Origin of the sequence: Aquibacillus albus, from assembly GCF_016908325.1 — a bacterium.
GTDB classification, from domain to species: domain Bacteria; phylum Bacillota; class Bacilli; order Bacillales; family Amphibacillaceae; genus Aquibacillus_A; species Aquibacillus_A albus.
In genome coordinates this window covers 107,925-132,194 of sequence record NZ_JAFBDR010000004.1, presented here as the reverse complement: position 1 = coordinate 132,194, position 24,270 = coordinate 107,925, and the positions used below count along the sequence as shown (strand labels likewise).

Annotated in this window: 25 protein-coding genes, 1 pseudogene, 1 riboswitch and 2 other annotated features; of the genes and pseudogenes, 18 read left to right on the top strand and 8 right to left on the bottom strand. The window is 39.3% G+C overall.

Annotated elements, in window-relative coordinates:
* Positions 1 to 108 precede the first annotated feature (108 nt).
* Entirely contained in the window at positions 109 to 828 is a 720-nt protein-coding gene (locus JOC48_RS05365; protein WP_204498041.1) for a 3D domain-containing protein, read from the top strand.
* Between the two features lie 78 nt (positions 829 to 906).
* Here JOC48_RS05365 and JOC48_RS05360 read toward each other — a convergent pair whose 3' ends face one another.
* A complete protein-coding gene (locus JOC48_RS05360; RefSeq protein ID WP_204498040.1) occupies positions 907 to 1,047 on the bottom strand; it encodes a hypothetical protein in 141 nt (46 codons plus the stop codon).
* Between the two features lie 118 nt (positions 1,048 to 1,165).
* On the opposite strand from JOC48_RS05360, the gene JOC48_RS05355 reads away from it, so the two are divergent.
* The 10 genes and pseudogenes from JOC48_RS05355 to trpA all read left to right on the top strand — a co-directional run bounded on the left by JOC48_RS05355 (position 1,166) and on the right by trpA (position 11,150).
* Positions 1,166 to 1,711 carry a 3-dehydroquinate synthase II domain-containing protein gene (locus JOC48_RS05355; protein ID WP_204498039.1) on the top strand — a complete coding sequence of 182 codons (546 nt, stop codon included), beginning with the start codon at positions 1,166 to 1,168 and terminating at the stop codon, positions 1,709 to 1,711.
* A gap of 67 nt (positions 1,712 to 1,778) precedes the next feature.
* Positions 1,779 to 2,885: pseudogene (locus JOC48_RS05350) on the top strand (DEAD/DEAH box helicase); the annotation flags it as partial.
* Positions 2,886 to 2,928: 43 nt separating this feature from the next.
* A complete protein-coding gene (locus tag JOC48_RS05345) occupies positions 2,929 to 3,438 on the top strand; it encodes a C40 family peptidase (protein ID WP_239584210.1) in 510 nt (169 codons plus the stop codon).
* Positions 3,439 to 4,184: 746 nt separating this feature from the next.
* Positions 4,185 to 4,435 (top strand) — a binding site (T-box leader).
* Positions 4,436 to 4,476: 41 nt separating this feature from the next.
* Positions 4,477 to 4,698: a binding site (T-box leader), on the top strand.
* A 95-nt stretch (positions 4,699 to 4,793) separates the two neighbouring features.
* Positions 4,794 to 6,194: an anthranilate synthase component I gene (gene trpE / locus JOC48_RS05340; protein ID WP_204498037.1), complete on the top strand. Its 1,401-nt coding sequence runs from the start codon at positions 4,794 to 4,796 to the stop codon at positions 6,192 to 6,194.
* Entirely contained in the window at positions 6,178 to 6,780 is a 603-nt protein-coding gene (locus JOC48_RS05335; protein ID WP_204498036.1) for an anthranilate synthase component II, read from the top strand. The genes trpE and JOC48_RS05335 overlap by 17 nt, the downstream gene beginning before the upstream one ends.
* The gene (trpD, locus tag JOC48_RS05330) at positions 6,761 to 7,774 is read left to right on the top strand and encodes an anthranilate phosphoribosyltransferase (RefSeq protein ID WP_204498035.1); all 1,014 of its coding nucleotides are present in this window, start codon (positions 6,761 to 6,763) and stop codon (positions 7,772 to 7,774) included. Before JOC48_RS05335 ends, trpD begins: the two co-directional genes overlap by 20 nt.
* Positions 7,775 to 7,777: 3 nt before the next feature.
* Positions 7,778 to 8,551 (top strand): indole-3-glycerol phosphate synthase TrpC, encoded by a 774-nt coding sequence (trpC, locus tag JOC48_RS05325; RefSeq protein WP_204498034.1) that lies wholly within the window; start codon positions 7,778 to 7,780, stop codon positions 8,549 to 8,551.
* Positions 8,548 to 9,183, top strand: coding sequence for a phosphoribosylanthranilate isomerase (locus tag JOC48_RS05320; RefSeq protein WP_204498033.1), 636 nt, complete (start codon positions 8,548 to 8,550; stop codon positions 9,181 to 9,183). Before trpC ends, JOC48_RS05320 begins: the two co-directional genes overlap by 4 nt.
* On the top strand, positions 9,158 to 10,363 hold the full coding sequence (trpB, locus tag JOC48_RS05315) for a tryptophan synthase subunit beta (protein WP_204498127.1): 1,206 nt from the start codon (positions 9,158 to 9,160) through the stop codon (positions 10,361 to 10,363). Before JOC48_RS05320 ends, trpB begins: the two co-directional genes overlap by 26 nt.
* Positions 10,356 to 11,150 carry a tryptophan synthase subunit alpha gene (gene trpA, locus JOC48_RS05310; protein ID WP_204498032.1) on the top strand — a complete coding sequence of 265 codons (795 nt, stop codon included), beginning with the start codon at positions 10,356 to 10,358 and terminating at the stop codon, positions 11,148 to 11,150. Before trpB ends, trpA begins: the two co-directional genes overlap by 8 nt.
* Before the next feature lie 171 nt (positions 11,151 to 11,321).
* Here the strand turns inward: trpA and JOC48_RS05305 are convergent, their stop codons facing one another.
* Positions 11,322 to 12,002: an RluA family pseudouridine synthase gene (locus JOC48_RS05305; RefSeq protein ID WP_204498031.1), complete on the bottom strand. Its 681-nt coding sequence runs from the start codon at positions 12,000 to 12,002 to the stop codon at positions 11,322 to 11,324.
* Between the two features lie 382 nt (positions 12,003 to 12,384).
* Positions 12,385 to 12,486: riboswitch (TPP riboswitch) on the top strand.
* Between the two features lie 215 nt (positions 12,487 to 12,701).
* Between JOC48_RS05305 and JOC48_RS05300 the strand changes: the two genes are divergently transcribed.
* Genes JOC48_RS05300 through JOC48_RS05280 form a run of 5 tightly spaced genes read left to right on the top strand, consistent with a single transcriptional unit; the run spans position 12,702 to position 17,212 of the window.
* Positions 12,702 to 13,976 (top strand): acetylornithine deacetylase, encoded by a 1,275-nt coding sequence (locus JOC48_RS05300; protein WP_204498126.1) that lies wholly within the window; start codon positions 12,702 to 12,704, stop codon positions 13,974 to 13,976.
* Positions 13,977 to 14,012: 36 nt separating this feature from the next.
* Complete coding sequence (gene tenA / locus JOC48_RS05295; RefSeq protein WP_204498030.1) at positions 14,013 to 14,687, top strand: thiaminase II; 675 nt, start codon at positions 14,013 to 14,015, stop codon at positions 14,685 to 14,687.
* A complete protein-coding gene (locus tag JOC48_RS05290; RefSeq protein ID WP_204498029.1) occupies positions 14,680 to 15,459 on the top strand; it encodes an ABC transporter ATP-binding protein in 780 nt (259 codons plus the stop codon). Before tenA ends, JOC48_RS05290 begins: the two co-directional genes overlap by 8 nt.
* Positions 15,456 to 16,211: an ABC transporter permease gene (locus tag JOC48_RS05285; protein ID WP_204498028.1), complete on the top strand. Its 756-nt coding sequence runs from the start codon at positions 15,456 to 15,458 to the stop codon at positions 16,209 to 16,211. The genes JOC48_RS05290 and JOC48_RS05285 overlap by 4 nt, the downstream gene beginning before the upstream one ends.
* Positions 16,208 to 17,212, top strand: a complete 1,005-nt coding sequence (locus JOC48_RS05280) for an ABC transporter substrate-binding protein (RefSeq protein ID WP_204498027.1) — start codon at positions 16,208 to 16,210, stop codon at positions 17,210 to 17,212. The genes JOC48_RS05285 and JOC48_RS05280 overlap by 4 nt, the downstream gene beginning before the upstream one ends.
* 96 nt (positions 17,213 to 17,308) lie before the next feature.
* Here the strand turns inward: JOC48_RS05280 and JOC48_RS05275 are convergent, their stop codons facing one another.
* The 4 genes from JOC48_RS05275 to JOC48_RS05260 all read right to left on the bottom strand — a co-directional run bounded on the left by JOC48_RS05275 (position 17,309) and on the right by JOC48_RS05260 (position 21,597).
* Positions 17,309 to 18,676, bottom strand: a complete 1,368-nt coding sequence (locus JOC48_RS05275; protein ID WP_204498026.1) for an FAD-dependent oxidoreductase — start codon at positions 18,674 to 18,676, stop codon at positions 17,309 to 17,311.
* 236 nt (positions 18,677 to 18,912) lie between these two features.
* Positions 18,913 to 19,059, bottom strand: coding sequence for a hypothetical protein (locus JOC48_RS05270; protein WP_204498025.1), 147 nt, complete (start codon positions 19,057 to 19,059; stop codon positions 18,913 to 18,915).
* Between the two features lie 74 nt (positions 19,060 to 19,133).
* Complete coding sequence (locus tag JOC48_RS05265) at positions 19,134 to 19,628, bottom strand: hypothetical protein (protein ID WP_204498024.1); 495 nt, start codon at positions 19,626 to 19,628, stop codon at positions 19,134 to 19,136.
* Positions 19,629 to 19,974: 346 nt separating this feature from the next.
* Positions 19,975 to 21,597 carry an ABC-F family ATP-binding cassette domain-containing protein gene (locus JOC48_RS05260; RefSeq protein WP_204498023.1) on the bottom strand — a complete coding sequence of 541 codons (1,623 nt, stop codon included), beginning with the start codon at positions 21,595 to 21,597 and terminating at the stop codon, positions 19,975 to 19,977.
* Between the two features lie 253 nt (positions 21,598 to 21,850).
* On the opposite strand from JOC48_RS05260, the gene JOC48_RS21750 reads away from it, so the two are divergent.
* The gene (locus JOC48_RS21750; RefSeq protein WP_420829208.1) at positions 21,851 to 21,964 is read left to right on the top strand and encodes a TlpA family protein disulfide reductase; all 114 of its coding nucleotides are present in this window, start codon (positions 21,851 to 21,853) and stop codon (positions 21,962 to 21,964) included.
* A gap of 15 nt (positions 21,965 to 21,979) precedes the next feature.
* Entirely contained in the window at positions 21,980 to 22,630 is a 651-nt protein-coding gene (locus JOC48_RS05255; RefSeq protein WP_204498125.1) for a TlpA disulfide reductase family protein, read from the top strand.
* Between the two features lie 51 nt (positions 22,631 to 22,681).
* Here the strand turns inward: JOC48_RS05255 and JOC48_RS05250 are convergent, their stop codons facing one another.
* Both JOC48_RS05250 and JOC48_RS05245 read right to left on the bottom strand, forming a co-directional pair.
* The gene (locus JOC48_RS05250; RefSeq protein ID WP_338024237.1) at positions 22,682 to 23,131 is read right to left on the bottom strand and encodes a CBO0543 family protein; all 450 of its coding nucleotides are present in this window, start codon (positions 23,129 to 23,131) and stop codon (positions 22,682 to 22,684) included.
* Positions 23,061 to 24,188: a DUF2515 domain-containing protein gene (locus tag JOC48_RS05245; protein ID WP_204498021.1), complete on the bottom strand. Its 1,128-nt coding sequence runs from the start codon at positions 24,186 to 24,188 to the stop codon at positions 23,061 to 23,063. Before JOC48_RS05245 ends, JOC48_RS05250 begins: the two co-directional genes overlap by 71 nt.
* Between the last annotated feature and the right edge of the window lie 82 nt (positions 24,189 to 24,270).

The window sequence follows — 24,270 nt, the reverse complement described above, 5'->3', positions numbered from 1 at the left end:
TGGTTCCTTTCTCCTATTTTTTAATAGAAAAGGTATAAATCTATTAATAGTTTCCCACAATGCTGATAAGACAGTCTGGTAGAGACTAGTCTAAAAAGGAGGGAAACGATGAATAAGATAGCATTGTCAGTTGTTCTGGTCCTTTTAATATCCACTATGGTTGCCATTCCTGCATCGGCAAAAGAGTATCAAGTTAAAAAAGGAGATAATCTATGGACGATAGCAAGAAACTATGACACTACTGTAAAAAAATTAAAAGAGTTAAACAACTTAAAATCTGATATTATTTATCCCAACCAAAAATTGCAGATAGAATCAAAAAAGGATAACGAATATAAAGTTAAAAAAGGAGATACACTGAGTCATATTGCACTAGATTATGGAGTTAGTGTTAGAGAATTGAAGCAGTGGAATAACTTGTCATCCGATTTGATTTTAATAGATCAGCTACTGTCCATTCAACGAACGGGTGAAGGCAACCGAAACTCAACAACTGCAACCGAATCTACCACAACGTTTAAGCAAGCGAATTCATCTAGTAAAACGATGACGATGACTGCTACAGCATATACTGCGGAATGCGACGGCTGTTCTGGAATCACTTATACGGGTATTAATTTATTGGAAGATCGTAACAAAAAAGTGATTGCAGTTGATCCGAATGTTATTCCTTTAGGTTCTGAGGTATATGTGGAAGGCTATGGAAGGGCCATCGCAGGTGATATTGGTGGAGCGATAAAAGGCAATCGTATTGACATTCATGTGCCTACCAAACGGGAAGCGTTTGCGTGGGGTGTGCGAAGAGTAGAAGTGGAAGTATTAGAATAATGAAAAAAGGCGGGTGCTCTGGTTGAATCTCAAGCATCCGCTTTTTTGGCTATTAAGAGAAAACGCAGAGAAGAATTTTTATCGAACTTCCTCTGCATGATTAATTGTTTCTTGCTCTACTTCCACATTAGGGGAGTTTGATTCATTGATAAAACCAATAACACTAATACTTGTAATTAGTACAAGAAATAATACAATCAACCATTTTCTAATCCCCATTGAACGTTCCTCCTGTTTGTAAAACTAATATTCATTGTATAAGATAAACAAAAGAGTTACTATCGTTAAATTTTGACATTTTAATACAAAGATAGAGCACAACAAGGGAGGATTTTATATGACCTCATCTATATCATATGCAGAAGTTACTTCCATTGATACACTAGGGATAGGTACACGTGTTTGTGTGGACATGATTGATATGTTAGATCCAATGGAAGGTGTGTTTGTCGGAAATACTGGTCATGGATATATCCATGTTTTATCCGAAAATAGAGAGACAGAAACATATCCAACTCGCCCATTTCGAATGAATGTTGGAGCGATTCATCAGTATATCTCTATAGGAGAAGACCAAACAAAATACGTATCGGAATTAAGTCCGGGAATGGCATTGCCAGTATCAAAGCATGATCAAGTGAGAAATGTTGCGATTGGTAGAGTTAAAATAGAAGTAAGAAATTTTTTGCGCATCGTTTGTCATGCTAATGGTGTTGAAATTTCGGCAACATTACAAGAATCGGATAGTGTTCATGTCTCAAAAAAAGATGGTAGTGCAGTATCTGTTTTAGACCTAAAAGTCGGGGATCAGATTTCATGTGTATTAGACCATCCAGGCCGTCATCTAGGGGAAAAAATAGAAGAAAAAATTCAAGAGCTCTGACGTACGTTGTAATTCGAACTAGGTTGGAAACACTAGTATTTAGGTTGAAAAAAATGAGGTGAAGTTTATGGCAACATTTTCATCGTTAGGAATGGAAGAAAGGCTCGTTAACGTTTTAAAAAATAATGGAATCAATGAGCCGACACCGATTCAGGAGAAAGCAATACCATCTGTTTTGCAGAAAAAAGATGTGATTGCACAAGCGCAAACTGGAACAGGAAAAACACTAGCTTTTTTATTACCAATTTTAAGCAAAATCAACCCGGATAAACAGGCAATTCAAGCATTAATTGTTTCACCTACTCGCGAATTAGCATTACAAATTACAGCTGAATTAAATAAGCTGACAGAAGCACTTGGCAATCTAAATGCATTAGCAGTCTATGGTGGACAAGATATTCAAGGACAATTGAAAAAACTAGAAAAGCAGGCACAGGTTGTTGTTGCCACGCCAGGAAGACTACTCGATCATATGCGAAGAGAAACAATCGATCTATCCTCTATATCGATGTTTGTGCTGGATGAAGCAGATCAAATGTTACATATGGGCTTTTTACCTGAAGTAGAAACGATTATAGAAGCATTACCTGAAAATAGACAAACGATGCTGTTTTCAGCAACAATGCCAAAGGAAGTTCGACAGCTTGCAAAAAACTATATGAATGATCCAGAAGATATACGGGTGAAAGCGAAGCAAGTTACGGTAGAAGACATCAAACAAATGGTGATTGAAACAACCGACAGAGAGAAACAAGAAAAATTAATGCGCGTATTAGATCAATTCCGTCCATTTTTGGCGATTATTTTTTGTCGAACAAAGCGGAGAACAATGAAACTGAATACAGCATTACAGCAAAATGGCTATTTGTCGGATGAGCTGCATGGTGACCTATCTCAGTCTAAACGGGAAAAAGTGATGCAGCGATTCCGTGACATGAAAATTCAATACTTAGTAGCAACGGATGTAGCAGCCCGCGGGATTGATGTCGAAGGGGTTACGCACGTCATTAACTACGATATCCCTCAAGATGCAGAAAGTTATATTCATCGGATCGGCCGAACAGGGCGTGCAGGTGGCGATGGAATTGCTATTACGTTTGTCGCTTCTAAAGATAAGCAATATTTACGGTTGATTGAAAAAGGAATAAAAGGACAGATTAAGCGGAAGGAAATTTAATCGTCCAATTGTTCATGAAGGATGGCCGAGATTCAGCAAATTGGAAAATAAGGTAGGATTTGAGGATACATCAATGGTAAGGTATCGGGATGCTTTTCATCAATTAAACGCTATATTGGTTCCTGGAGATATCCTCTATTCTTCAAAGGGATGGTCCACCTTCTTAGTTGGGCATGTGGGGATTGTCGGTGAAGATATGGCGATTCACCACTCACATCCAAGGGGTGGTTTTTCTGATACATTACTCGGTTATTTGTCCCGTCATAAGTTTGGCGGAACAATCACTGTATACCGTCCGAAGACTGGAGCACGAAAAGCTGCCAATTGGGCGCAATCTAATATTACTCGTGTAGGAAGATATATTTTTCACCGTAAGCTAGATAACCTGTATGCGAATTATTGCTCTAAGTTTATATGGCAAGCATTTTGGTATAGCGATGCTGGAGATATTACGGATAGAGGATTAACTGCTACTAAAAAGAGCTGGGTATGTCCGTTTCATATTAAACAATCCTTGTACTTTGAAGAAGTTGCTAGAATAAATCTTTAGTCAAAAATACTGGCTGTTCTTGCCGAATTGCAAAAAGATGTAATGCGTAACATACGATTAATGCGCAATACAGTGAATTAAAATGAGTGCTGGGATATCGCTTCGGCAGAATACTTCGCTTTCCGCGGGCACGTGCTGTTCCCGCAGGTCAAGGAAGGCTTCGGCAGCGTTACATCACATGAAAAAAATTGACTTTATTTTCGAGTAGTCTACGTGTATTTCCTACGCTGTATAGTGGATTTATATATTCGTGTAATTCATCAAGGAAAATGAGTAGAAACTAAATGAAAAGCTGACATTCGTGTAATTCATCAAGGAAAATGAGTAGAAACTAAACGAAAAGCTGACATTCGTGTAATTCATCAAAGAAAATGAGCAGAAACTAAACGAAAAGCTAATATTCGTGTAATTCATCAAGGAAAATGAGCAGAAATTAAACGAAAAGCTGACATTTGTGTAATTCATCAAGGAAAATGAGTAGAAACTAAACGAAAAGCTGACATTCGTGTAATTCATCAAGGAGGCTCATCAGCCGCCCACGGAAAGCGAAGTGTATTTCCGCAGCGGTTTACAAATTTATCTTTTGTTGCGCATTATGTGTCAACTGTGTAATAAAAAACAAAGGTCAAAATAATAAATGCTTTCTTACTAAAATAGTAAATGTTAGAAAATTTCAATTTCGATGAAATACACATTGACAAAATGACAGGACCATACTATGATAGTAAGCAACCTAATATTATCGTGTTAAGGCATAGATGAAGAGTAGTAGCTCTAGGATCACAAAAGAGAGCTGGTGGTTGGTGCGAACCAGTGTGTTGAATGGAGTGAATGGACTTCGGAGCCTCCAAACCGAACATCAATGGATAAGTAGGCTTTGGCGAATTCGCCTCATCGTTACAAGAGGTACGTATTAAAGCTCTTGCAGCTTGATACTCTAAAGTGAACTGTTGACGCAGTTAATGAAGGTGGTACCACGGGTTTCCTCGTCCTTTTGGATGTGGAGCCCTTTTTGTTTACCTTTTTTTAAACAAAATAATAAAATCGATGAGTAAGAGTAGTAAGTTAGCTGAGTCATTTCAGAGAGCCGGGTCTGGTGGAAGCCGGTATGTGAAGCTAACCGAATGGACTTACGAGAGATCTCCTGAACGAGTAAAGTACGGAGATACGGATTCCCCCGTTACGGGAAAGAGAGGAAGGTTTTCTATTAAGCCTTCAATGAGTGGTGGCACCGCGGTTAATCGACTAATCGTCCCTTATGAATGCAGAGAGATGCAATCATAAGGGATTTTTATATTTCCTGAAATTTTACGAATAGTACGTGTAATAAATTTTCTAAAAAAGGAGAACGTGACATGACGACAGCAATCAATTATAAAACCTTGAATCTTAATGGAGATGTATTAACACCAATTCTTGTGTTTAACCGAATCAAAGGGAATAAAAAGTTTTTATTGGAAAGCTCCGCTAATCATGGCGAAAAAGGGCGTTACTCGTTTATTGGATTAGACCCTTTTAAAGAAATAATTGGTGATGGAGAACGAACAACCGTTCATTACGTAGAAGAAGAAAAACTGCAAATCGAGGAGGGCAAACCACTCGACGTTATTCAACGTCATATTCCGAAACAGGAATTGCCATTACCATTTGCTTTTTACGGTGGAGCAGTTGGTTATATCGGCTATGATGCGATTCGCCAAGTTGAGGACATTGGGCCAATGCTAGAGGACGAAATTGAAATGCCAGAGATTCACCTAATGTTTTACCAGGACGTTATCGTATTTGATCACGTCCGCCAAACGGTAACGATTATAGCGGTTGACTTAGATGGAAAAAGAAACGAAGAAGCTCTGGAGAAAAGAATCTCAGACTTAAAAGAACACATCCTGCAACACGAAAATATCGAAGCGAATCAGTTAATTAATGTAAGCTTTCAACCATCGATTGAAAAAGAGACATTCATGGAAATGGTTGAAAAAGCAAAACAGCATATAACCGATGGCGATATCTTTCAAGTTGTCCTGTCGCAGCGAATGAAAGCGAGTTTTGATGCAGATCCGTTTACGTTTTATCGCAGTTTAAGAAGAGCGAATCCTTCGCCATATATGTTTTACATTGACTTTGATTCGTATATTGTGTTGGGTGCATCACCGGAAAGCTTAATTAAAGTGACGGGCAAGCAAGTGGTGACGAATCCAATTGCTGGAACAAGACCTCGTGGGAAAACGAATGAAGAAGATATAAAATTAGCAGAAGATCTCTTAGCAGATGAAAAAGAACTAGCCGAACACAAAATGCTTGTTGATTTAAGTCGTAATGATTTGGGAAGAGTATGTGAAATTGGCAGTATTTCGATTCCAAAATATATGACGATTGAACGCTACCAGCATGTGATGCACATCGTGTCAGAAGTTCAAGGCGTATTGACGTCAGAATATAGTGGATTGGATGCATTAATTTCGACCTTGCCAGCCGGAACTGTCTCTGGTGCTCCAAAAATTAGAGCAATGCAAATTATTAATGATTTAGAAACGAAAAAGCGAGGCGTTTATGCTGGGGCAGCTGGTTATATCAACATGAATGGAGACTTAGATTTAGCCTTAGCGATTCGGACGTTAGTGATTAAAGGAAATAATGCGTATGTTCAGGCGGGCGCTGGTGTTGTTTACGATTCTGACCCTGCATCGGAATACCAAGAAACATTAAATAAAGCCAAATCTTTATTGGAGGTAAACAAACATGATCTTGTTAATTGATAATTATGATTCCTTTACGTATAACCTGTTTCAATATGTGTCTGAATTAGATAAAGAAGTAAAAGTCATTCGTAATGACAAAGTAACCATTGAAGAGATTCGTCAAATGAAGCCAGAAGCAATTATTTTATCTCCTGGCCCAGGAACACCGAAAGAAGCGGGTATTTGTATCGATGTAGTGAAACAGTTATCTAGAGAATTTCCAATCTTGGGAATATGCCTAGGCCATCAAGCCATTGGAGAAGCATTTGGAGCGGATATCGTTCATGCGAAGCAAATCAAGCATGGTAAAACATCGATGGTAAAGCACACGGACGACAGAGTTTTTCATTACTTGGAACAGCCTTTAGAAGTGATGCGCTATCACTCATTAACCATTAAGAGCGAAACGGTACCAGAGGAATTAGTTGTTACAGCTCGAGCGATGGATGATAACGAAATTATGGCGGTGAAACATCGTTATTTACCTGTCTATGGATTGCAGTTCCACCCAGAATCAATTGGAACAAAAGAAGGAAAAACGATATTAAAAAACTTTTTCACACAAGTTGGGGAGGAGAATATCTATGAAAAATTATCTAAATAAAGTGACGAACCGTGAAGATTTAAGCTTGGAGGAAATGGAAAATGCAGCACGCCTCATGTTCACAGAGGACATCACGGATACAGAAATTGGAGCGTTTTTAACGGCATTAAAGGTGAAAACGGAAAGTGCAGATGAGATTGCTGGATTAGTCAATGTTATTCGAGAAAAATCATTGACCCTGCCGAAGCAACTAACAGGTGTGATGGATAATTGTGGAACGGGTGGAGATGGCTCACAAAGCTTTAATGTTAGCACAACGTCCGCTTTTGTTATCGCTGGGGCGGGAATTACGGTAGCAAAGCACGGAAACCGAAGTATTTCTAGTAAAACAGGAAGTGCTGATGTTTTAGAGCATTTAGGAGTCTCTCTATCATTAACAAGTGAGCAGACCCATGAATTATTAAAAGAAAATGGAATTGCTTTTCTGTTTGCACCGCATGTACACCCTGCTTTAAAGCGAATGATGAAGGTAAGAAAAGATCTAAAGATACCGACCATTTTCAATCTAATTGGGCCACTTACAAATCCAGTGGAGCTAACAACACAATTACTCGGGATTTATCGTCGTGATATGCTCGAGCAAATGGCCAATGTACTACATCGTTTAGGTAGAAAAAGAGCCCTGATCCTGAATGGTGCAGGACACATGGATGAAGCATCATTAGCTGGTGAAAATCACCTTGTCCTTCTTGAACGGGGCGAACTCATGCAATTCACCTTGCATCCCGAAGAAGTTGGATTACCAGTTTACGGAAATGAAGCAATTAAGGGTGGAGATTCAAAGGAAAATGCCGACATTCTTCACCGTGTCTTAAAAGGTGAAAAGGGTGCGTACCGTGACACCGTATTACTGAATGCGGGCCTCGGAATCTTTGCTGATGGAAAAGCGAATACGGTTCAAGAAGGAGTAAAACTGGCACAGGAAAGTATTGACTCTGGAGCAGCACTATCAAAATTAGAATATTTAATTGATTACAGTAAACAAGAGGTGTAAACCATGACGATTTTAGATGAAATTTTACAAGAAAAAGAAAAGGAAGTTAGTCAGTTAAAGACGACATACAAACCAGGTCAATACCAAGCCAGCTATGAAAAAAGATCGATGTATGATACGTTTATGACATCTGAAACCATGAATATTATTGCGGAAATTAAGCGTGCTTCTCCGTCGAAAGGAATCATTAACGAAGGCGTCAATCCTGCCGAGCAAGCAAAGCAATATGAGAGCTATGGAGCGGGAGTCATTTCTGTTCTGACAGATACGCCATTTTTCAAAGGAACGATGGAGGATTTACAGGCTGTCCGTGAAGTGGTAAAGCTGCCAATTTTAAATAAAGACTTTGTGATCGATGAAATTCAAATAGACCGTGCCAAAGACTATGGAGCAAGTGTTATACTGTTAATTGCAGCAGCACTTCCAAAAGCGCGTTTAGCTGAACTTTATGCGTATGCACAGGAAAATGACTTAGAAGTATTATTCGAAGTTCACAATGAAGAAGAATTGGCTGTTGCGAAAGAAATTGGTGCGAACATCATTGGCATCAATAACCGAAATTTAAAAACGTTTGAGGTTGATTTAGCTGTCACAGAACGATTGGCTACTCAAATAGATACAAATGAAATACTGCTTATTAGTGAAAGTGGCTTTCGGACTGCCGATGATGTGGAACGCATTAAACAGTCCGGTGTCAAAGGTATTCTTGTTGGGGAAACAATGATGCGCTCTGGCGATTTACAGCAAACCTTTTCGGAATTGAGTGTTCGTTTATGAAAGTGAAAATTTGTGGCATTACAACGGTAGAAGCTGCTCAACAAGCGATTGAAGCAGGTACTGATTTTATTGGTTTTGTTTTTGCGAGAAGTAAACGAAGCGTAAGCAAAGAACAAGCGAAAAGGATTGCTGAACAAATCCCTGCTCATGTGAAAAAAGTCGGTGTGTTTGTTAACGAAGATTTAGAAGCGGTCCAATCGATTGCAGCAGATGTCGGCTTAGACTATGTTCAACTGCATGGTGATGAAACACCTGAATACTGTAGTAAGCTTGGATTTCCAATCATTAAAGCGTTCCAGATAAAATCGAAAGCAGATTTAGATCAGTTAAGTGAGTATCAAACGGAATATGTTTTGCTTGATAGTCCTGCCGGGAAATACCGAGGTGGAAACGGCGAGACGTTTGATTGGAGCTTAACAACTGGACTTTCTAGTTTAAGTGATAAGGTTATTTTAGCGGGCGGTCTCCGTGCTGAAAATGTACAGGAAGCGATCAAAGAAGTAAATCCAGTAGGCGTAGATGTTTCTAGTGGAGTCGAAACAGACGGTGTAAAAGATACGGAAAAAATAGCAGCCTTCATCAAAGAGGCGAAGAAAGGTGATACAGATGGAAGCATATCAGCAACCGAATAATCAAGGACAGTTCGGTTCGTTTGGCGGCAGGTTCGTTCCAGAAACATTAATGCCAGCGGTACTCGAACTAGAAAAAGCATATAAAGAAGCTATCCAAGATCCAGCATTCATGGATGAGTTTGACTATTATTTAAAACAATATGTTGGTCGGGAAACACCCCTTTATTACGCAGAGAGATTCTCTGAAAAGATAGGCGGAGCAAAGGTTTATTTAAAGCGTGAGGATTTGAATCATACAGGTGCCCATAAGATAAATAATGCTTTAGGGCAGGCACTTTTAACAGTACGAATGGGCAAGAAAAAAGTTGTTGCTGAAACAGGAGCTGGACAGCACGGTGTAGCAACGGCAACGGTTTGTGCTCTCTTAGGTTTAGATTGTGTGATTTTTATGGGGAAAGAAGATATCCGCAGGCAGCAGTTAAACGTATTCCGAATGGAGCTGCTTGGCGCACGAGTAGAAAGCGTTGATCAAGGTAGTGGAACGTTAAAGGATGCGGTAAATGAGGCACTGCGCTATTGGGTAAGCAACGTTGAGGATACGCATTACATTATTGGTTCTGTTGTTGGACCACATCCATTCCCACAAATCGTTCGAGATTTCCAAAGCTGTATCGGAAATGAGACGAAAAAACAAATCAACGAACAAGAGGGAAGACTTCCAGAAGCAGTAGTTGCTTGTATCGGTGGCGGAAGTAACTCAATGGGTATGTTCTATCCGTTTGTTAATGATAAACAGGTAGAGTTGCATGGCGTTGAAGCTGGTGGGTCTGGTGTTGATACTGGTAAGCATGCCGCAACATTAACGTATGGCAAAGAAGGTATCCTACACGGTACGAAAACTTATTTACTGCAAGATGAGAATGGTCAAATTGAAGAGGCGCATTCCATCTCCGCTGGCTTAGACTACCCTGGCGTTGGCCCTGAGCATAGCCATTTAAAAGAAATTGATCGTGTTATTTACGATTCGATTACCGATGAAGAAGCATTAGAAGGATTGCAGTTCCTTTCTAAAACAGAGGGAATTCTTCCTGCATTAGAAAGTGCTCATGCGATTGCTTATACGATGAAACTAGCGAAAAAGATGAACAAAGATGAAATCATTGTTGTTTGCTTATCTGGACGTGGAGATAAAGATGTTCAAACAGTGAGAGACGCACTTGGAGGTGAAGCAAATGGGTAAAGAAAGATTAGATCAAGCCTTTCAACAAGTGCTGTCAAAAGGAGATAAGGCATTTGTTCCTTATATCATGGCCGGAGACGGTGGACTTGATATTCTGGAAGAGCGATTGAATTTCCTTGCAGAGTGTGGAGCAACAGTTGTCGAGCTCGGTATTCCATTTTCTGATCCAGTTGCCGATGGTCCAACGATTCAGAAAGCGGGAATCCGTGCATTAGAGAATGGTGTCAGCCTGCGTGATGTTATTGGAAAATTGAAGGAAATTAAAGCAACGCGCTCTGTACCTGTTGTTTTGATGACTTATATAAATCCGATTTACGCGTATGGTACAGCGGAATTTGCGAAAGACTGCCGTGAAGCTGGTGTTGATGGGTTAATCATTCCAGATCTTCCTTTAGAGGAAGAGTCGATTGTTGCGGCTGATTTAGCGGAAAATCAAATTGCTTTGATTCGCTTGGCAGCATTAACAAGTACGAAGGAAAGATTAGTTGAAATTGCTAAACGAACAGAAGGATTTTTATATGCCGTAACGGTAACAGGAACGACTGGAGCTAGAAGCGGATTTAAAGAAAATTTGGCTCAGCACCTGCAAGACTTGAAGTCGGTTTGTGAGGCTCCGGTATTAGCCGGATTTGGCGTGTCTACGCCAGAACATGTCAAAGAGCTGACGGAAAATTGTGATGGAGTCGTTGTCGGAAGTAGAATTGTAGACTTGCTACATCAAGGTGATGAAGCAGCGATTCGTGAGCTGATTCAGTCGGCAAAAATAACGGAACAAGCACGTTCATAAATAGGGAAAGCGTGTAGGAGGGGGACTTCTATGCGCTTTTTTTATTTTGAGTAACAGGATAGGTGAATTGGATTTTATGAGAACAGATGTACTAGAGTGGGTCTAAGGAACTTAAAAAAGCCAAATATATATAGTAAAAACCGAGTGCGCTTTGCCCCGGTTTTACTAAAGTTAAGATGTTACCTTCCAAAGATTCCATGGATACTCGTTTGGTGGTTTTGATTTTATTGTTGTTTCTTCTTTTTTAGTTGGATGCTCTATAGCGAGTGTTTGTGACCATAAGGCGATTTGCTGTCCGGCTTGATTTACTTCCTGCCCATACTTTTGATCCCCATAAAGAGGACAATTGCGTGAAGAAAGCTGAACACGTATTTGGTGAGGCCTTCCCGTATGAAGTTGGATGGAAAGTAGGCTCAATCCTTTCTTTTCTCCAATGACTTCATATTCCATTACCGCTTTCTTTGCTTTTTTCTGATGAGGGGATGCGGTACTCACTATATTCTTGCGACGATTCTTTACAAGATAATCTTCTAAAACGTCACTATCTTTCGGTGGTCTTCCACGTACAACAGCCAAATATTTTTTATTGATATCATTTCTTCTAATCGCATCGGATAGACGAGAGGCAGCTTTCGATGTTTTGGAAAACACCATCACACCCCCGACAGGTCGGTCCAAACGATGAACGAGTGCAAGATAAACATTTCCGGGCTTTTGGTAACGAATTTTCAAATCCTCTTTTAAGAGAGAGAGTAAATCTGGGTTTTTTGTACGATCTTCCTGTACGGGAATATTCACTGGTTTTTCAACAAAAAGCAAATGATTGTCCTCGTATAGAATAGGAATTTTCATAACTTATAAAACTCCTTCATATAGATATTATAAGTAATAGGATAACATAGTAGGCTATATATCGACCAACTGCAACAGACTCCAATTTTTTCAAGTTTTAATCTAGAAAACTAACATTTGGCTTGAATTTCATCCAGTGTGAGAGTATGATAAAGGATAGGAAATTTATTGGAGAACTATTTTAAAATTGGCTTTGTTAAAGCTCATTGTTGATTTTAGCACTGTTGATTGTAGCGGAAGGTGCGAGACTCCTGCGGGAAAAGAGGGACCGGTGAGACCCCGCAGGAGCAAAGCGACGAGGAGGCTCACTGCCCGCCCGCGGAAAGCAGTACCTTCCGCTACAATCAACAACCACGGTTAACAGAGCCTTAAAATTAAATAGGAATCACTCTAGGGGTGCTTGTAAGCTGAGAGAGACGATTTGTCTTAACCCTTATAACCTGATCTAGTTAAAGCTAGCGTAGGGAAGAAGTGTGGAATTGCTGTATCCAAGCGACTTTTGCTCTCGTTTTGGATTGCGTGCATACGTATGTATATAAAACAGGCGAACCACTTCTTTTTTACAAGAAGTGGTTTTTTTAGTGTTTGCATATACCCTTCTTTTCTATAAGGCTCAAGGGTTTTCCCTTAAAAACTAGTTATCCATTATTAAACTCCAACTATAAAGGAGGGGGAATTTAGTTGACTGTAACGAAAAAGATGGAAGATGTATTGAGACAAGTAGATGAACGGCAGGATGAGCTTATTGAGTTGGTCCAAACGTTAATCAAGTTTGAAACACCGGCGCCACCAGCGAGAAATACAAACGAAGCACAGGCATTTGTGGCTGACTTCCTTAAGGATCAAGGGTTTTCTATTGATAGGTGGGATGTTTATCCTGGTGATCCTAATGTAGTTGGATTTTTAAATGGAACAGATTCAAAAAACTATAAGAGCCTCATCATTAATGGTCATATGGATGTTGCTGAGGTGAGTGAGGATGAGAACTGGGAGAAGGATCCATTTACTCCGATTGTTCGGGATGGAGCAATCATTGGTCGTGGAGCTGCTGATATGAAAGGCGGGATGGCTGGCGCGTTATTTGCCATTCAATTACTGAGGGAAAATGGGGTCGAGCTCCCAGGTGATTTAACCCTCCAGTCTGTTATTGGAGAAGAGGTTGGTGAAGCTGGTACATTACAAGCATGTAAACGTAATGGAGGAGCCGAAGCTGACTTTGCTGTCGTTGTGGACACGAGCGACTTGCATATTCAAGGACAAGGTGGAGTTATTACTGGTTGGATAACGATTAAAAGTGACAAAACATTCCACGATGCTATGCGAAGAAAGATGATTCATGCTGGCGGAAAGGTAGTAGGTGCCAGTGCCATTGAAAAAATGATGAAAGTTATGGAAGGATTGCAAGAGCTAGAACGACATTGGGCTGTTACAAAAAGCTATCCTGGTTACCCGGCTGGTACAAATACGATTAATCCTGCCGTTATTGAAGGTGGTCGACATGCTGCGTTTATTGCGGACGAATGTCGCTTATGGATTACCGTTCACTTTTATCCAAATGAAACCCACGAACAGGTTGCCAAAGAAGTGGAAGCACACATTTTAAATGTGGCCAAAGGGGACATTTGGTTAAAGGATAATCCTCCAACATTTACTTGGGGCGGGACTTCTATGATTGAGGAACGAGGGGAAATATTCCCATCATTAGAGGTGGATCCAGACCATGAAGGTGTTCAATTGTTAGCAGGAGTACATGAAAGGGTATCTGGTGAGCGAGCTACCATCGATGTTTCCCCGACAGTTACGGATGGGGGCTGGCTAGGAGATGCAGGAATCCCGACCGTTATCTACGGCCCTGGCGATTTAAACAATGCCCATGCTGTTAACGAACAAGTATCCATCGAACAGTTGGTTTACTATACAAAAACGTTACTACAGTTTATTTGCGAATGGAGCAACACGAGAAAAAAAACGTAGACTAGAGCAAAAATTTTATCTATAGGGGTGATCATAATGAAATTTAGTGAGAGGTTACATGAGAAATTGCAGCCAATTTGGAGAAAGAACCATGCACATCCATTTGTGCAAGGGATTGGTGATGGAACGTTAGATAAAGAAAAGTTCCGTTTCTTCATGATTCAAGATTATTTATACCTGATTGAGTATGCAAAGCTATTTGCCATCGGTGCTGCGAAAGCTACAGATGTGCATACCATGGGCAAGTTTGCGGCCTTATTGGATTCCACACTAAATGAAGAAATGGCTTTGCATCGTCAGTATGGTGAAAAGTTTGGCATTACGCCAGAGGAATTCGAGCAAGCACAAGCCTCTCCTACGACCCTTGCATACACACACTACATGCTACATGTCGGACAAAATGGAACACTTGCGGATCTCGTTGCCGCCCTTCTTCCTTGTGCTTGGAGCTACTGGGAAATTGGGAAGGAATTAAATGAAATTCCTGGCGCCAGTGAGCATGAGTTTTACGGAGAATGGATTAAGATGTACAGCTCTGAAGAATTTGGTCAAGTAGCCCAGTGGTGTATTGATCTTCTTGATGAACTGACAGAAGGAAAACCAGAAGAGGAGCTTGCTCACTTAGAGGAAATTTTCTTAAACACAACTCGATTTGAGTATATGTTCTGGGAAATGGCGTACAATCAAGCGATGTGGCCAACAGATGAATAATCCTGCTTTACAGTTCAGGAACGTCTCCTTCCGTTACAAAAGTGACATGGAAAACGCCCTTGAACCGAGCTTATTAAATGGATTAAGCTTTCATGTTAATCCCGGGGAATTTGTTAGCATTATTGGTCCAAGCGGTTCCGGAAAGAGTACTCTTTTCAAACTAATTACTGGGCTGGAGCAGCCAAACTCTGGTGGGATTCTTTTAAATGGGCAGCACTACGAAAACCGTCTTGGCCGTGTTGGTTACATGCCACAGCAGGACTTACTGATGCCATGGCGTACTGTCATGAATAATGCAGTTCTTCCCCTGGAATTAAAAGGGGTAAAGAAAAGGGATGCACATCAACAAGTGTTAGACCTTCTTGAGGAGTTTGGCTTAGAAGGTGTGGAAGATAAATATCCAAGTGAACTATCTGGAGGAATGAGACAACGTGTTTCCTTTCTCCGGACTGTCTTAAGTGGTTCCAACGTGTTCCTCTTAGATGAACCATTTAGTGCGCTGGACGCCATCACGCGAATGAATATGCAGGAGTGGCTGCTAGAGCAGTGGGAAAAGTGGAAAACAACGGTTTTATTTATTACCCACGATGTGGAAGAGGCACTGTTTTTATCTGATCGTGTTTTTGTTTTTACGGAAACACCTGTGCAAAAATTAGAGGAAGTAGATGTTCCACTAAATAGGCCAAGGGATTTACATGCTATCCACCATCCTGAAGTTATCAAATTGAAGGAACAGTTAATGGAGCAGCTGCGGTTGCAGGTGAGCCCATGATTAAAAAAGGAAAAGATTATATTGCACCAACACTACTTGTGACTGCCTTTTTTGTTGCATGGGAATTGATTGCTAGATTCATAGGAATAGCTTTTATTTTGCCGTCACCCACACAGGTGGCAATAAAGTTGTGGAATCTTAAGGAAATTCTCTTTTTCGCCCACCTTCCTGCAACATTATTAGTGATACTTACCGGATTGTTTTTATCGATTATGCTAGGAGTAGGGTTAGCTGTTTGGATGAATGTGAGTAAAACAGCGGAAAAAGCTTTTTACCCGATTATTATTTCGTCCCAAACGATTCCCATCATTGCTTTAGCACCAATATTTGTCCTTTGGTTCGGATACACATTATGGAGTAAGGTTGCGGTAACGCTACTGATTACATTTTTCCCGATTACAGTAAACACCTTTGATGGGCTCCGCTCCAGTAGTAAGGAAATAAGGGAACTCTTATTAACGATGGGAGCAAGTAAACGGGAGATATTTTTCAAATTACAGGTTCCTTCTGCACTCCCACATTTTTATTCAGGGTTAAAGGTTGCCGTTACATTAAGTGTGATTGGGGCCGCCATTGCAGAATGGCTTGGTGCCCAAGCGGGATTAGGTTATTTTAGTCGCCGAATGATGACACAGTTTGATGGAGCTGGTGTATTCGCTCCAATTGTTCTGTTGTCAGTGGTCGGGATTCTATTATTTTTAATGGTTGTATTACTTGAAAAAATTACATTAAAATGGAGGAAAACACAATGAAAAAAGCATTATTTTTATTTTTTAGCGTTGTCATGTTAACAGTTGTTGCGGCTTGTGGCGATGAGGAATCAGCTGCAGGAGCGGGAGATGAAGAATTAACAGAAGTTGATATTATGCTAGATTGGTATCCAAATGCGGTGCATAGCTACTTGTATGCTGCTATTGAAAAGGGTTATTTTGAAGAAGAAGGGGTAAAAGTAAATATCCAGTTTCCAGCAAACCCAACAGATCCAATCAATTTGGCGGCATCAGGCCAGATTACGTTAGGTATTACGTATCAACCAGATGTTGTCACTGCACGTGCGAATCAGGATGTACCGGTAAAATCGATTGGAGCGATTGTTCGCTCTCCTTTAAACCATACCATTTTTATGGCGGATAGTGCGATTGAAACGCCAAAAGATTTAGAAGGAAAACAAGTCGGGTTCCCTGGAATTCCAGTAAATGAAGCATTGATTAAAACGATGGTACAAAATGATGGTGGCGATCCTTCTCAAGTGGAAATGATTGACGTAGGTTTCGAGCTTGGTTCATCGATTGTTAGCGGGAATGTAGCAGCAGTAACTGGTGCATACATTAATCACGAGGTTCCAGTGCTGGAACATGAAGGCCATGATGTTGATTATTTTAACCCTGTAGATTATGGGGTGCCTAGCTTTTATGAGCTTGTATTTGTAACAAATGATACGACTTGGGAAGAAGAAAGTGATGTTATCCGTGCCTTCTGGCGTGGGGCTACAAAAGGTTACGAATTTATGGTAGAGAATCCAGATGAAGCCCTTGCTATTTTATTAGATAACCAAGATGAATCTAATTTCCCACTTAATGAAGAAGTAGAAAAACAAAGCTTAGAAATCCTGTTGCCAAAAATGGAATCTGAAGATGGGTTTGGAAGTCAAGATGCTGAGTCTTGGCAAGAAACAATTGACTGGATGAAAGAGTACGAACTAATTGATTCTGAACCATCACTAGAAGATATTTATGTAAATATTGTAGAGTAAATGTTAATAGACCACACCCTGAACATGATGTGAGCAATGCTTTTCATCATGTGCGGGGCGTGGTCTTTTTGATAGGAATAAACCCGATTACCCTTTTTAAGACAAAGCGTAATCCGTTTTTGCTCTTTCTTTTTCATTGGCCAGTGCTTCTAACGCTACTTGGTTTAAATAGTTCCAAGGCTTGTTGTAATGTGGTTGGAAAAAGAAGTCAGTTAATGCCAACTGTTCGATTGTCATATTGTTAGCAATGCTCACGCTTAGCGTATTGATTGCTTGGGTGAAGTCTGCATCAGAAATGACCTGTGCCCCTACAATTCTATGCGTACTAATCTCATATACTAACTTTAGCTTAATCACAGCATTATCTGGCATGAAATCTGGACGATACGTGTCCTCGATAAAGGAGTTGCGTACGTTCATACCAGCTAAACGTGCTGCAGATTCCGTTAGGCCTGTAGATGCAAGGTTATGCTGATAAATTTTTAGTCCAGATGTTCCTTGTGTTCCGGGATGCGGTAAAACAGGTTCTGTTAAATTGTGTGCAACTAACGTACCCATCCGAACTGCATTTGTTGCTAAAGGAATATAAGCCGGTTGGTTTGTAGCATTATTATGAACAGCACAGCAATCTCCAGCCGCATAAACGTCCTTCGCACTTGTTTGCATGTACTCATCAACAATAATAGCACCGTTGTCCAACATATCCAATTGCCCTTTTAGTAGGTTCGTATTTGGACGGAAGCCAATACACATAACGACAAGGTCGGCATCGTATTCTCCTTTATCCGTAACCACTTTTTCTACATATCCTTCTCCGGTAAAGGTTGAAACAGTTTGACCAAGTGCTAAGTTAATTCCACGTTCCTCAAAAGATTTTTCTACTGGAGCAGTAAACTCCTGATCTAAATATTTGTTTAAAATTCGGCTTTCACTATCAATTAATGTTACATTTTTTCCGTTTTCTTCAAAAGCCTCAACTAATTCTACTCCAATATAGCCAGCTCCAACTACGACAACATTTTGTACGGATTCCGCACGCTTCATAATTTCTTTAGCATGACCAAAGTTTTTACAAAGTAGTATGTTATCAAGATCTGCACCAGGAATTGGTGGAGTTACCGGCCATGACCCTGTTGTAACAATGAGCTTATCATACTTGTAACGAGTAATGACGTCTGTTTTCATATCCTTTGCTAATAATTCCTTGGTAGCTGTATTACAAGATAAAACCTCATGCTCCATGTGCATGTGTACACCATTTTTTTCGAATTGTTCTACAGATGCGTAAAACAGTCCATTCGCGTCTGTTACTACACCACCAACGTATAGGGCGATCCCACAAGATAAAAACGATACATTATCATTCTTCTCAAAGACGTCAATTTCTGCCTCGGGGTACCTGTTTAAAATAGTTGAAATTGCTGCTGTTCCTGCATGTGTACAACCAATTACTGCTACTTTCATCTATCATCAACCTCCAAAAATTTTATTGTTCATCACTTCACATGTAAATGTGATAAAATTCACAATCGATTTATAAACTTATTATACGACTATGTTAAACAATTCACAAGTAGTTTGTTCAAAAGTTCACATATCTGTCAAACATGGAGATAGCTATGGCTGTTTTTAAAAAAGACCAACCCTTAGTGGATTGGTCTTACTTTTCTTGTATTGGCTTATAACGGGACTTAGAGGTTTTATGTATCGGTTTTTTTCTGTCTACCTGGCTTATCTGCATTATTTTTTTGATGTTGTTTGGTGATATCGGTGTTCATTTGTAAAGTTGAATCGTCTAAATTATTATTTAATGCAGCTTCTTCATTAAGTCTCTCTTTTTTCGCCATATCAATGTTCCCTCCTTTTAAAAAAGTGATTACATTAATTTGCCCATACCATTCAATAAAATGTATTGGCTAAGTTAATTTTTATCTTTAATAAATTTAATGTGCCACGGAAGAAAAAGAAAGTACATAATCAAATAAAAAGGTATAGAATACCAAATTTCCCACCCCTTTTGTATTAGGAAACCAACATTAACTAGAAGATACTCCGCACTCAAAGAACCAACAGTAAAAATAGTTGCAAGAACCCATTTTGATTTTGAGGAAATATAATAATTACAATAAATCACACTAATACAAGCCGGTGCAATCGCAAACATAATTGTGTCTGGAATGCTTCCTATGGAGGGTTTTCCCGAATCAAGAAAATCGAATTGGTAGAAAAATATAATGTTTCCAAGCCATGCTAGGAATCCTACTACTCCAAAAGTTGTGTACCACTCTCTCCATGTGAGGTTTTTTCTTAAGAAAAGAGAAAAAGGTATTAAGATTGCACCAGCTAGATATACCAGCCATACGCCTTCAGGTGTCAAGTCTAAACGTTTTATGAATTCACTCCAATAATTACTCATAAATGTTCTTTCCCTTCTTATACCTTTGGACTGGCAATTTAGGTATTCTTCAAAAGTCCTATAAAAACGGGTTCAAAAAATCGATAAATCAGAAACAAGAAGGTTGAGGCGGCGTAGTTTTGAGGACCGGACTTATCATTTGAAGACCTCTTGTACAAACTTATAACTACACCAACCTTTCAATTTGTTAGTATTGTCTCCGTTTTCTCTTTAACTATCCAGATGTTTCACAAGTATGCTAAGAGATTCAAATGTTAAGCTAAGAGATTCAAAATTTAAAAAGCCCTGAATTTAGATGGTATTAAAAAAATGGCCACCCATTCCGGGTAGCCATTTTCTTCATTCTTTAGACTGCATACATCTCTTCAATTTGCTTTTGTAAACCTTTGTCCGCTACATATTCATCATAGCTCATCTCTTTATCGATAATTCCGTTTGGTGTAATTTCAATCAAACGATTTGCGATACTATTCACGAATTGGTGGTCATGAGATGTGAACAGCACAGATCCCTTAAATTTGATCAATCCATTATTCAAAGATGTGATGGATTCCAAATCCAAGTGGTTCGTAGGCTCATCGAGTAACAACACATTCGCATTACTAAGCATCATTTTTGACAACATACAACGAACCTTTTCTCCACCAGACAATACATTAGCTTTTTTCAATGCTTGCTCACCGGAGAATAGCATTCTTCCTAAGAATCCACGCAAGAACGTTTCCGTTTGATCATCTGGTGAAAATTGACGTAACCAATCTACTAAAGTCATATCGACATTTTCGAAATATTTGGAGTTGTCTTTCGGGAAATAAGATTGAGAAGTTGTTACTCCCCATTTATAGCTTCCTTCGTCCGGCTCGATTTCACCCATCAAAATACGTAACAACGTCGTTTTGGCAATTTCGTTTTTACCAACAAGCGCAATTTTGTCATCTTTATTCATGGTAAAGCTAACGTTATCTAGCACTTTTTCGCCATCAATCGTTTTTGAAATCCCTTCAACACGAAGCAGGTCATTTCCAATTTCACGCTCAGGAGTAAATGCAACGTAAGGGTATTTACGAGACGATGGTTTAATATCATCTAACGTAATGTTATCCAGCATCTTTTTACGAGACGTTGCTTGTTTTGACTTCGATGCATTAGCACTAAAGCGAGCAATAAAGTTTTGCAGCTCTTTCATCTTTTCTTCTTTCTTCTTGTTTTGCTCCTGGGCCATTTTCAACGCCAATTGACTAGATTCATACCAGAAGTCATAGTTTCCAACATAAATTTCAATTTTTCCGTAGTCAACATCGGCTATATGCGTACATACTTTATTTAAAAAGTGACGGTCGTGTGAAACGACAATAACGGTGTTTTCGAAATTTATTAAGAACTCTTCTAACCATTGAATCGCTTGAATATCTAGGTGGTTGGTAGGCTCATCCAGCAGTAAAATATCTGGATTTCCAAATAGCGCTTGTGCAAGTAGTACTTTTACTTTTTCTGAACCAGGCAGGTCAGCCATTTTTTTCGTATGAAGCTCTTCATTAATACCTAGACCCTTTAATAGAACAGCTGCATCGGATTCAGCTTCCCAGCCATTCAGTTCGGCAAATTCACCTTCCAGCTCTGCAGCTTTCATTCCGTCTTCTTCGGTAAAATCGCCTTTCATATAGATGGCATCCTTCTCTTGCATAATTTCATACAAGCGTTCGTGCCCCATAATGACGGTTTGAAGTACTTCCTGTTCTTCATAAGCAAAATGGTCCTGCTTTAATACAGCTAATCGCTCATCCTTGCCAAGAGCCACTTGCCCTGTTTGCGGTTCAATTTCACCAGAAAGGATTTTTAAGAAAGTGGATTTACCGGCACCGTTCGCACCAATTAATCCATAACAATTACCAGCAGTAAACTTAATATTTACATCCTCGAATAACTTTTTGTCCCCATATCTTAAACTAACATTCGTAGCTTGCAACATATTTTAATAATTCCTCCAAAATAAACGTAATCAAGGTTAGCTTAAGCGATTTAGGCGTTGAAGTCAATGGAAGGAGTTCTCAGTACAATAAATCAATCTCAGATGTGCTTATCTTATTCGTCTTGAAATTTCAGTTCAAAATGGTTTAAAGCCATATGGTTGGGTGTTTGCATTCATGGAAGATTTAATGAGTAAATGATTTGTGTCCATACTATAGAAAGAAGTAGACTAATGAGGAAGGAGGGTGACATAAATGCTATTAGAAAAGCTTGAGAATATGCAGTTTTCTGATTTAGAAGGAAATCAAGTGTCTATTGATGATTTTCGTGGAAAAAACACATTGATTTTCATGTGGGCGTCCTGGTGACGTTGTAGAGATCAACTGCCTGGATGGCAGGAATTTTATGAAAAATACAAAGGTGAGGGCTTTGACATATTATCGGTGTCCGTTGATATTCAAGGTGCAGATGTAGTAAAGCCTTATGTACAGGATACAGCTTTTACGACGGTTGTCGATGCTGAAAATAAGTTGGCTAATTTGTTTGGATTTAAAATTGTACCAAATGGTATCTTTATGGATAAAGAAGGAACGATTCGTTTCATTAAACAAGGGTTTCAGGTTACAAATGAAGAACATGTTGAAGCCATTAGAAAATTAATCTTTGGTGAAGTGGAAAAAGTTGAGCTGGATGATCAGTATTATACCCCGATAGATATAGCGAGTGATGTTGAGAAGCAGCTTGCTCAAACAAAGTTTAAATTAGGGATGGAATATTCCAACAACGGAAAGAAAGAGGAAGCATTAAAAGAGCTGGATGAAGCCTTACTTCTTGATTCCGATAATTTTTTAATCCGTAAACAACGCTGGTATATACGCTATCCCGAAAAGTTTTCGCCAACGATTGATACGGAATGGCAACAAAAACAGTTAGAAAAAGAAAAAGCAGAAGAAGCGCAATTAAAAGGGGATATGATCTGTGGTCCGGAAGGCTGTGTCATCCCTGGAACAACCAATAATAAAAAGGATAAATAATTTAGAGGGCAGATAATCTCTGCCCTCTAAATCATGTTAGGGAAAGTGCGTTTAACCTTGGTCACACACCCAACGATAAAACAACCATATAACCCAAATGAATAAAAAATATCCAATAATCGAATACGAATGATTCCATGTGTTCGCATGGATAAACAATCCAAGTAATTCAGCGAAGTGCTCACCAATAGCTATTAGTACACTTATTGAAATACTTACCAATAGCTGTAATCCTTTGCGGAGTCTTCTAAACAAATAAATAATGAAGAAGCTGAACATAGGTAATAGAATAATTGTAAATAAAATATTGATCGAAAATACCGCAGGAAAAGGTCGAGCAGGGAACGAATAATACCCTCTTCCCACGAACGCTAAGTCAAGGTAGGTACCAATAAGCGAGGCGAAAATGAATGTACATACATAGGCTTTATTATTTGGTTGAAAAGGTTTCCTTTGCGAGGATAGCGAGCTCAATCCTCTCCAGCGTTTCACAATACTCATCGTAAATATCCCCATCCACTGTTTGATGATATGGCTTTAAATAATCAATAACTTTCCAATTGGAGTACCAATCTCCTTTTTCTGCTTTTTCATGATCTATCTTTTCCCAGGCATATTCCAATCTAGGACTATATATTCGACTGGAACCAGGCTTTAACTGACAGTTTTTAATTCTTCGATGATGTGCTTTCCCTGGAACGGATTCGTTAATATCATTAAATAACTGTGGCCAATAATCCTTTCGTGATCCAGTGTGCCGGTTTGCAGAAGCCCACGTAAAGAACTTAGGGTGGTTTTCCTTGTCAAAAAGCAATTGATATAATCGTTTTCCTAATAAAATTCGTTCATGTAGCGAAGCGAACTGATGAATCGATTGTCCGCTGATTTTTACCTTATTTCCTTCCTTGTAGGGAAAAAGGATTTCATTCAAATTTAAAATATCTTGAAGCTTAAATTCTATTGTTTCTAATACAGTGTTCTTATAATGAGCATGTTGCATGACCCTTTTCTCCAAATAGCTTTGCTCATTAATAACGAGTGCAATCGCTAACAGGTAGGTATCTTTATTACCGAAAAAATAATTCCAAATGACTTCCATAAACTTCGAAACCCCGAAACAGGATAATAAGTAAAATAAGTTGGTATTTCTTTTTTTACTTTCCTCATATAATAATAGCTGTGGAAACACATCCTGAAAAATTAACCAGTTACCGCGCTCGAGAAACTGGAAAAAATTCGTTTGCTCCTCTTCAGATAATATTTTTGCTAACAAGTCGCCTTTAAGATCTGTCATATTCCAGCCACCATTACGAGAAACCATATGACCTAAAAAAGCCCAATGAATTTCAGGAAATTGCTTGTAATAGTCTAAATAGGCTTCTGTTCTAGTGATATTATTTAGATTTCTTTTTGCTGTTTCATTTTTAATACGATGAATAAGCTGCCGATTTTCTACAGCTAAATCTGCTTCTGAAATGGGCTGATGGTAGGCTTTTAAATCCTGTTTTATTTGTTTTAAAGGAGGAGGCAGTCTATTAGTGATAGATGGAAATCCCATTTGTTCACCTCTGTCTGATTCATATAGGTGTGATGAAAAAGATACTTATCTATATGCGACGAATCCACCAAGCATGAAATTT

Coding starts and splice junctions, on each gene's coding strand:
- JOC48_RS05365 (WP_204498041.1), top strand. CDS start 109: ATGAATAAGATAGCATTGTCAGTTGTTCTGGTCCTTTTAATATCCACT.
- JOC48_RS05360 (WP_204498040.1), bottom strand. CDS start 1,047: ATGGGGATTAGAAAATGGTTGATTGTATTATTTCTTGTACTAATTACA.
- JOC48_RS05355 (WP_204498039.1), top strand. CDS start 1,166: ATGACCTCATCTATATCATATGCAGAAGTTACTTCCATTGATACACTA.
- trpE (WP_204498037.1), top strand. CDS start 4,794: ATGACGACAGCAATCAATTATAAAACCTTGAATCTTAATGGAGATGTA.
- JOC48_RS05335 (WP_204498036.1), top strand. CDS start 6,178: ATGATCTTGTTAATTGATAATTATGATTCCTTTACGTATAACCTGTTT.
- trpD (WP_204498035.1), top strand. CDS start 6,761: ATGAAAAATTATCTAAATAAAGTGACGAACCGTGAAGATTTAAGCTTG.
- trpC (WP_204498034.1), top strand. CDS start 7,778: ATGACGATTTTAGATGAAATTTTACAAGAAAAAGAAAAGGAAGTTAGT.
- JOC48_RS05320 (WP_204498033.1), top strand. CDS start 8,548: ATGAAAGTGAAAATTTGTGGCATTACAACGGTAGAAGCTGCTCAACAA.
- trpB (WP_204498127.1), top strand. CDS start 9,158: ATGGAAGCATATCAGCAACCGAATAATCAAGGACAGTTCGGTTCGTTT.
- trpA (WP_204498032.1), top strand. CDS start 10,356: ATGGGTAAAGAAAGATTAGATCAAGCCTTTCAACAAGTGCTGTCAAAA.
- JOC48_RS05305 (WP_204498031.1), bottom strand. CDS start 12,002: ATGAAAATTCCTATTCTATACGAGGACAATCATTTGCTTTTTGTTGAA.
- JOC48_RS05300 (WP_204498126.1), top strand. CDS start 12,702: ATGGAAGATGTATTGAGACAAGTAGATGAACGGCAGGATGAGCTTATT.
- tenA (WP_204498030.1), top strand. CDS start 14,013: ATGAAATTTAGTGAGAGGTTACATGAGAAATTGCAGCCAATTTGGAGA.
- JOC48_RS05290 (WP_204498029.1), top strand. CDS start 14,680: ATGAATAATCCTGCTTTACAGTTCAGGAACGTCTCCTTCCGTTACAAA.
- JOC48_RS05285 (WP_204498028.1), top strand. CDS start 15,456: ATGATTAAAAAAGGAAAAGATTATATTGCACCAACACTACTTGTGACT.
- JOC48_RS05280 (WP_204498027.1), top strand. CDS start 16,208: ATGAAAAAAGCATTATTTTTATTTTTTAGCGTTGTCATGTTAACAGTT.
- JOC48_RS05275 (WP_204498026.1), bottom strand. CDS start 18,676: ATGAAAGTAGCAGTAATTGGTTGTACACATGCAGGAACAGCAGCAATT.
- JOC48_RS05270 (WP_204498025.1), bottom strand. CDS start 19,059: ATGGCGAAAAAAGAGAGACTTAATGAAGAAGCTGCATTAAATAATAAT.
- JOC48_RS05265 (WP_204498024.1), bottom strand. CDS start 19,628: ATGAGTAATTATTGGAGTGAATTCATAAAACGTTTAGACTTGACACCT.
- JOC48_RS05260 (WP_204498023.1), bottom strand. CDS start 21,597: ATGTTGCAAGCTACGAATGTTAGTTTAAGATATGGGGACAAAAAGTTA.
- JOC48_RS21750 (WP_420829208.1), top strand. CDS start 21,851: ATGCTATTAGAAAAGCTTGAGAATATGCAGTTTTCTGATTTAGAAGGA.
- JOC48_RS05250 (WP_338024237.1), bottom strand. CDS start 23,131: ATGAGTATTGTGAAACGCTGGAGAGGATTGAGCTCGCTATCCTCGCAA.
- JOC48_RS05245 (WP_204498021.1), bottom strand. CDS start 24,188: ATGGGATTTCCATCTATCACTAATAGACTGCCTCCTCCTTTAAAACAA.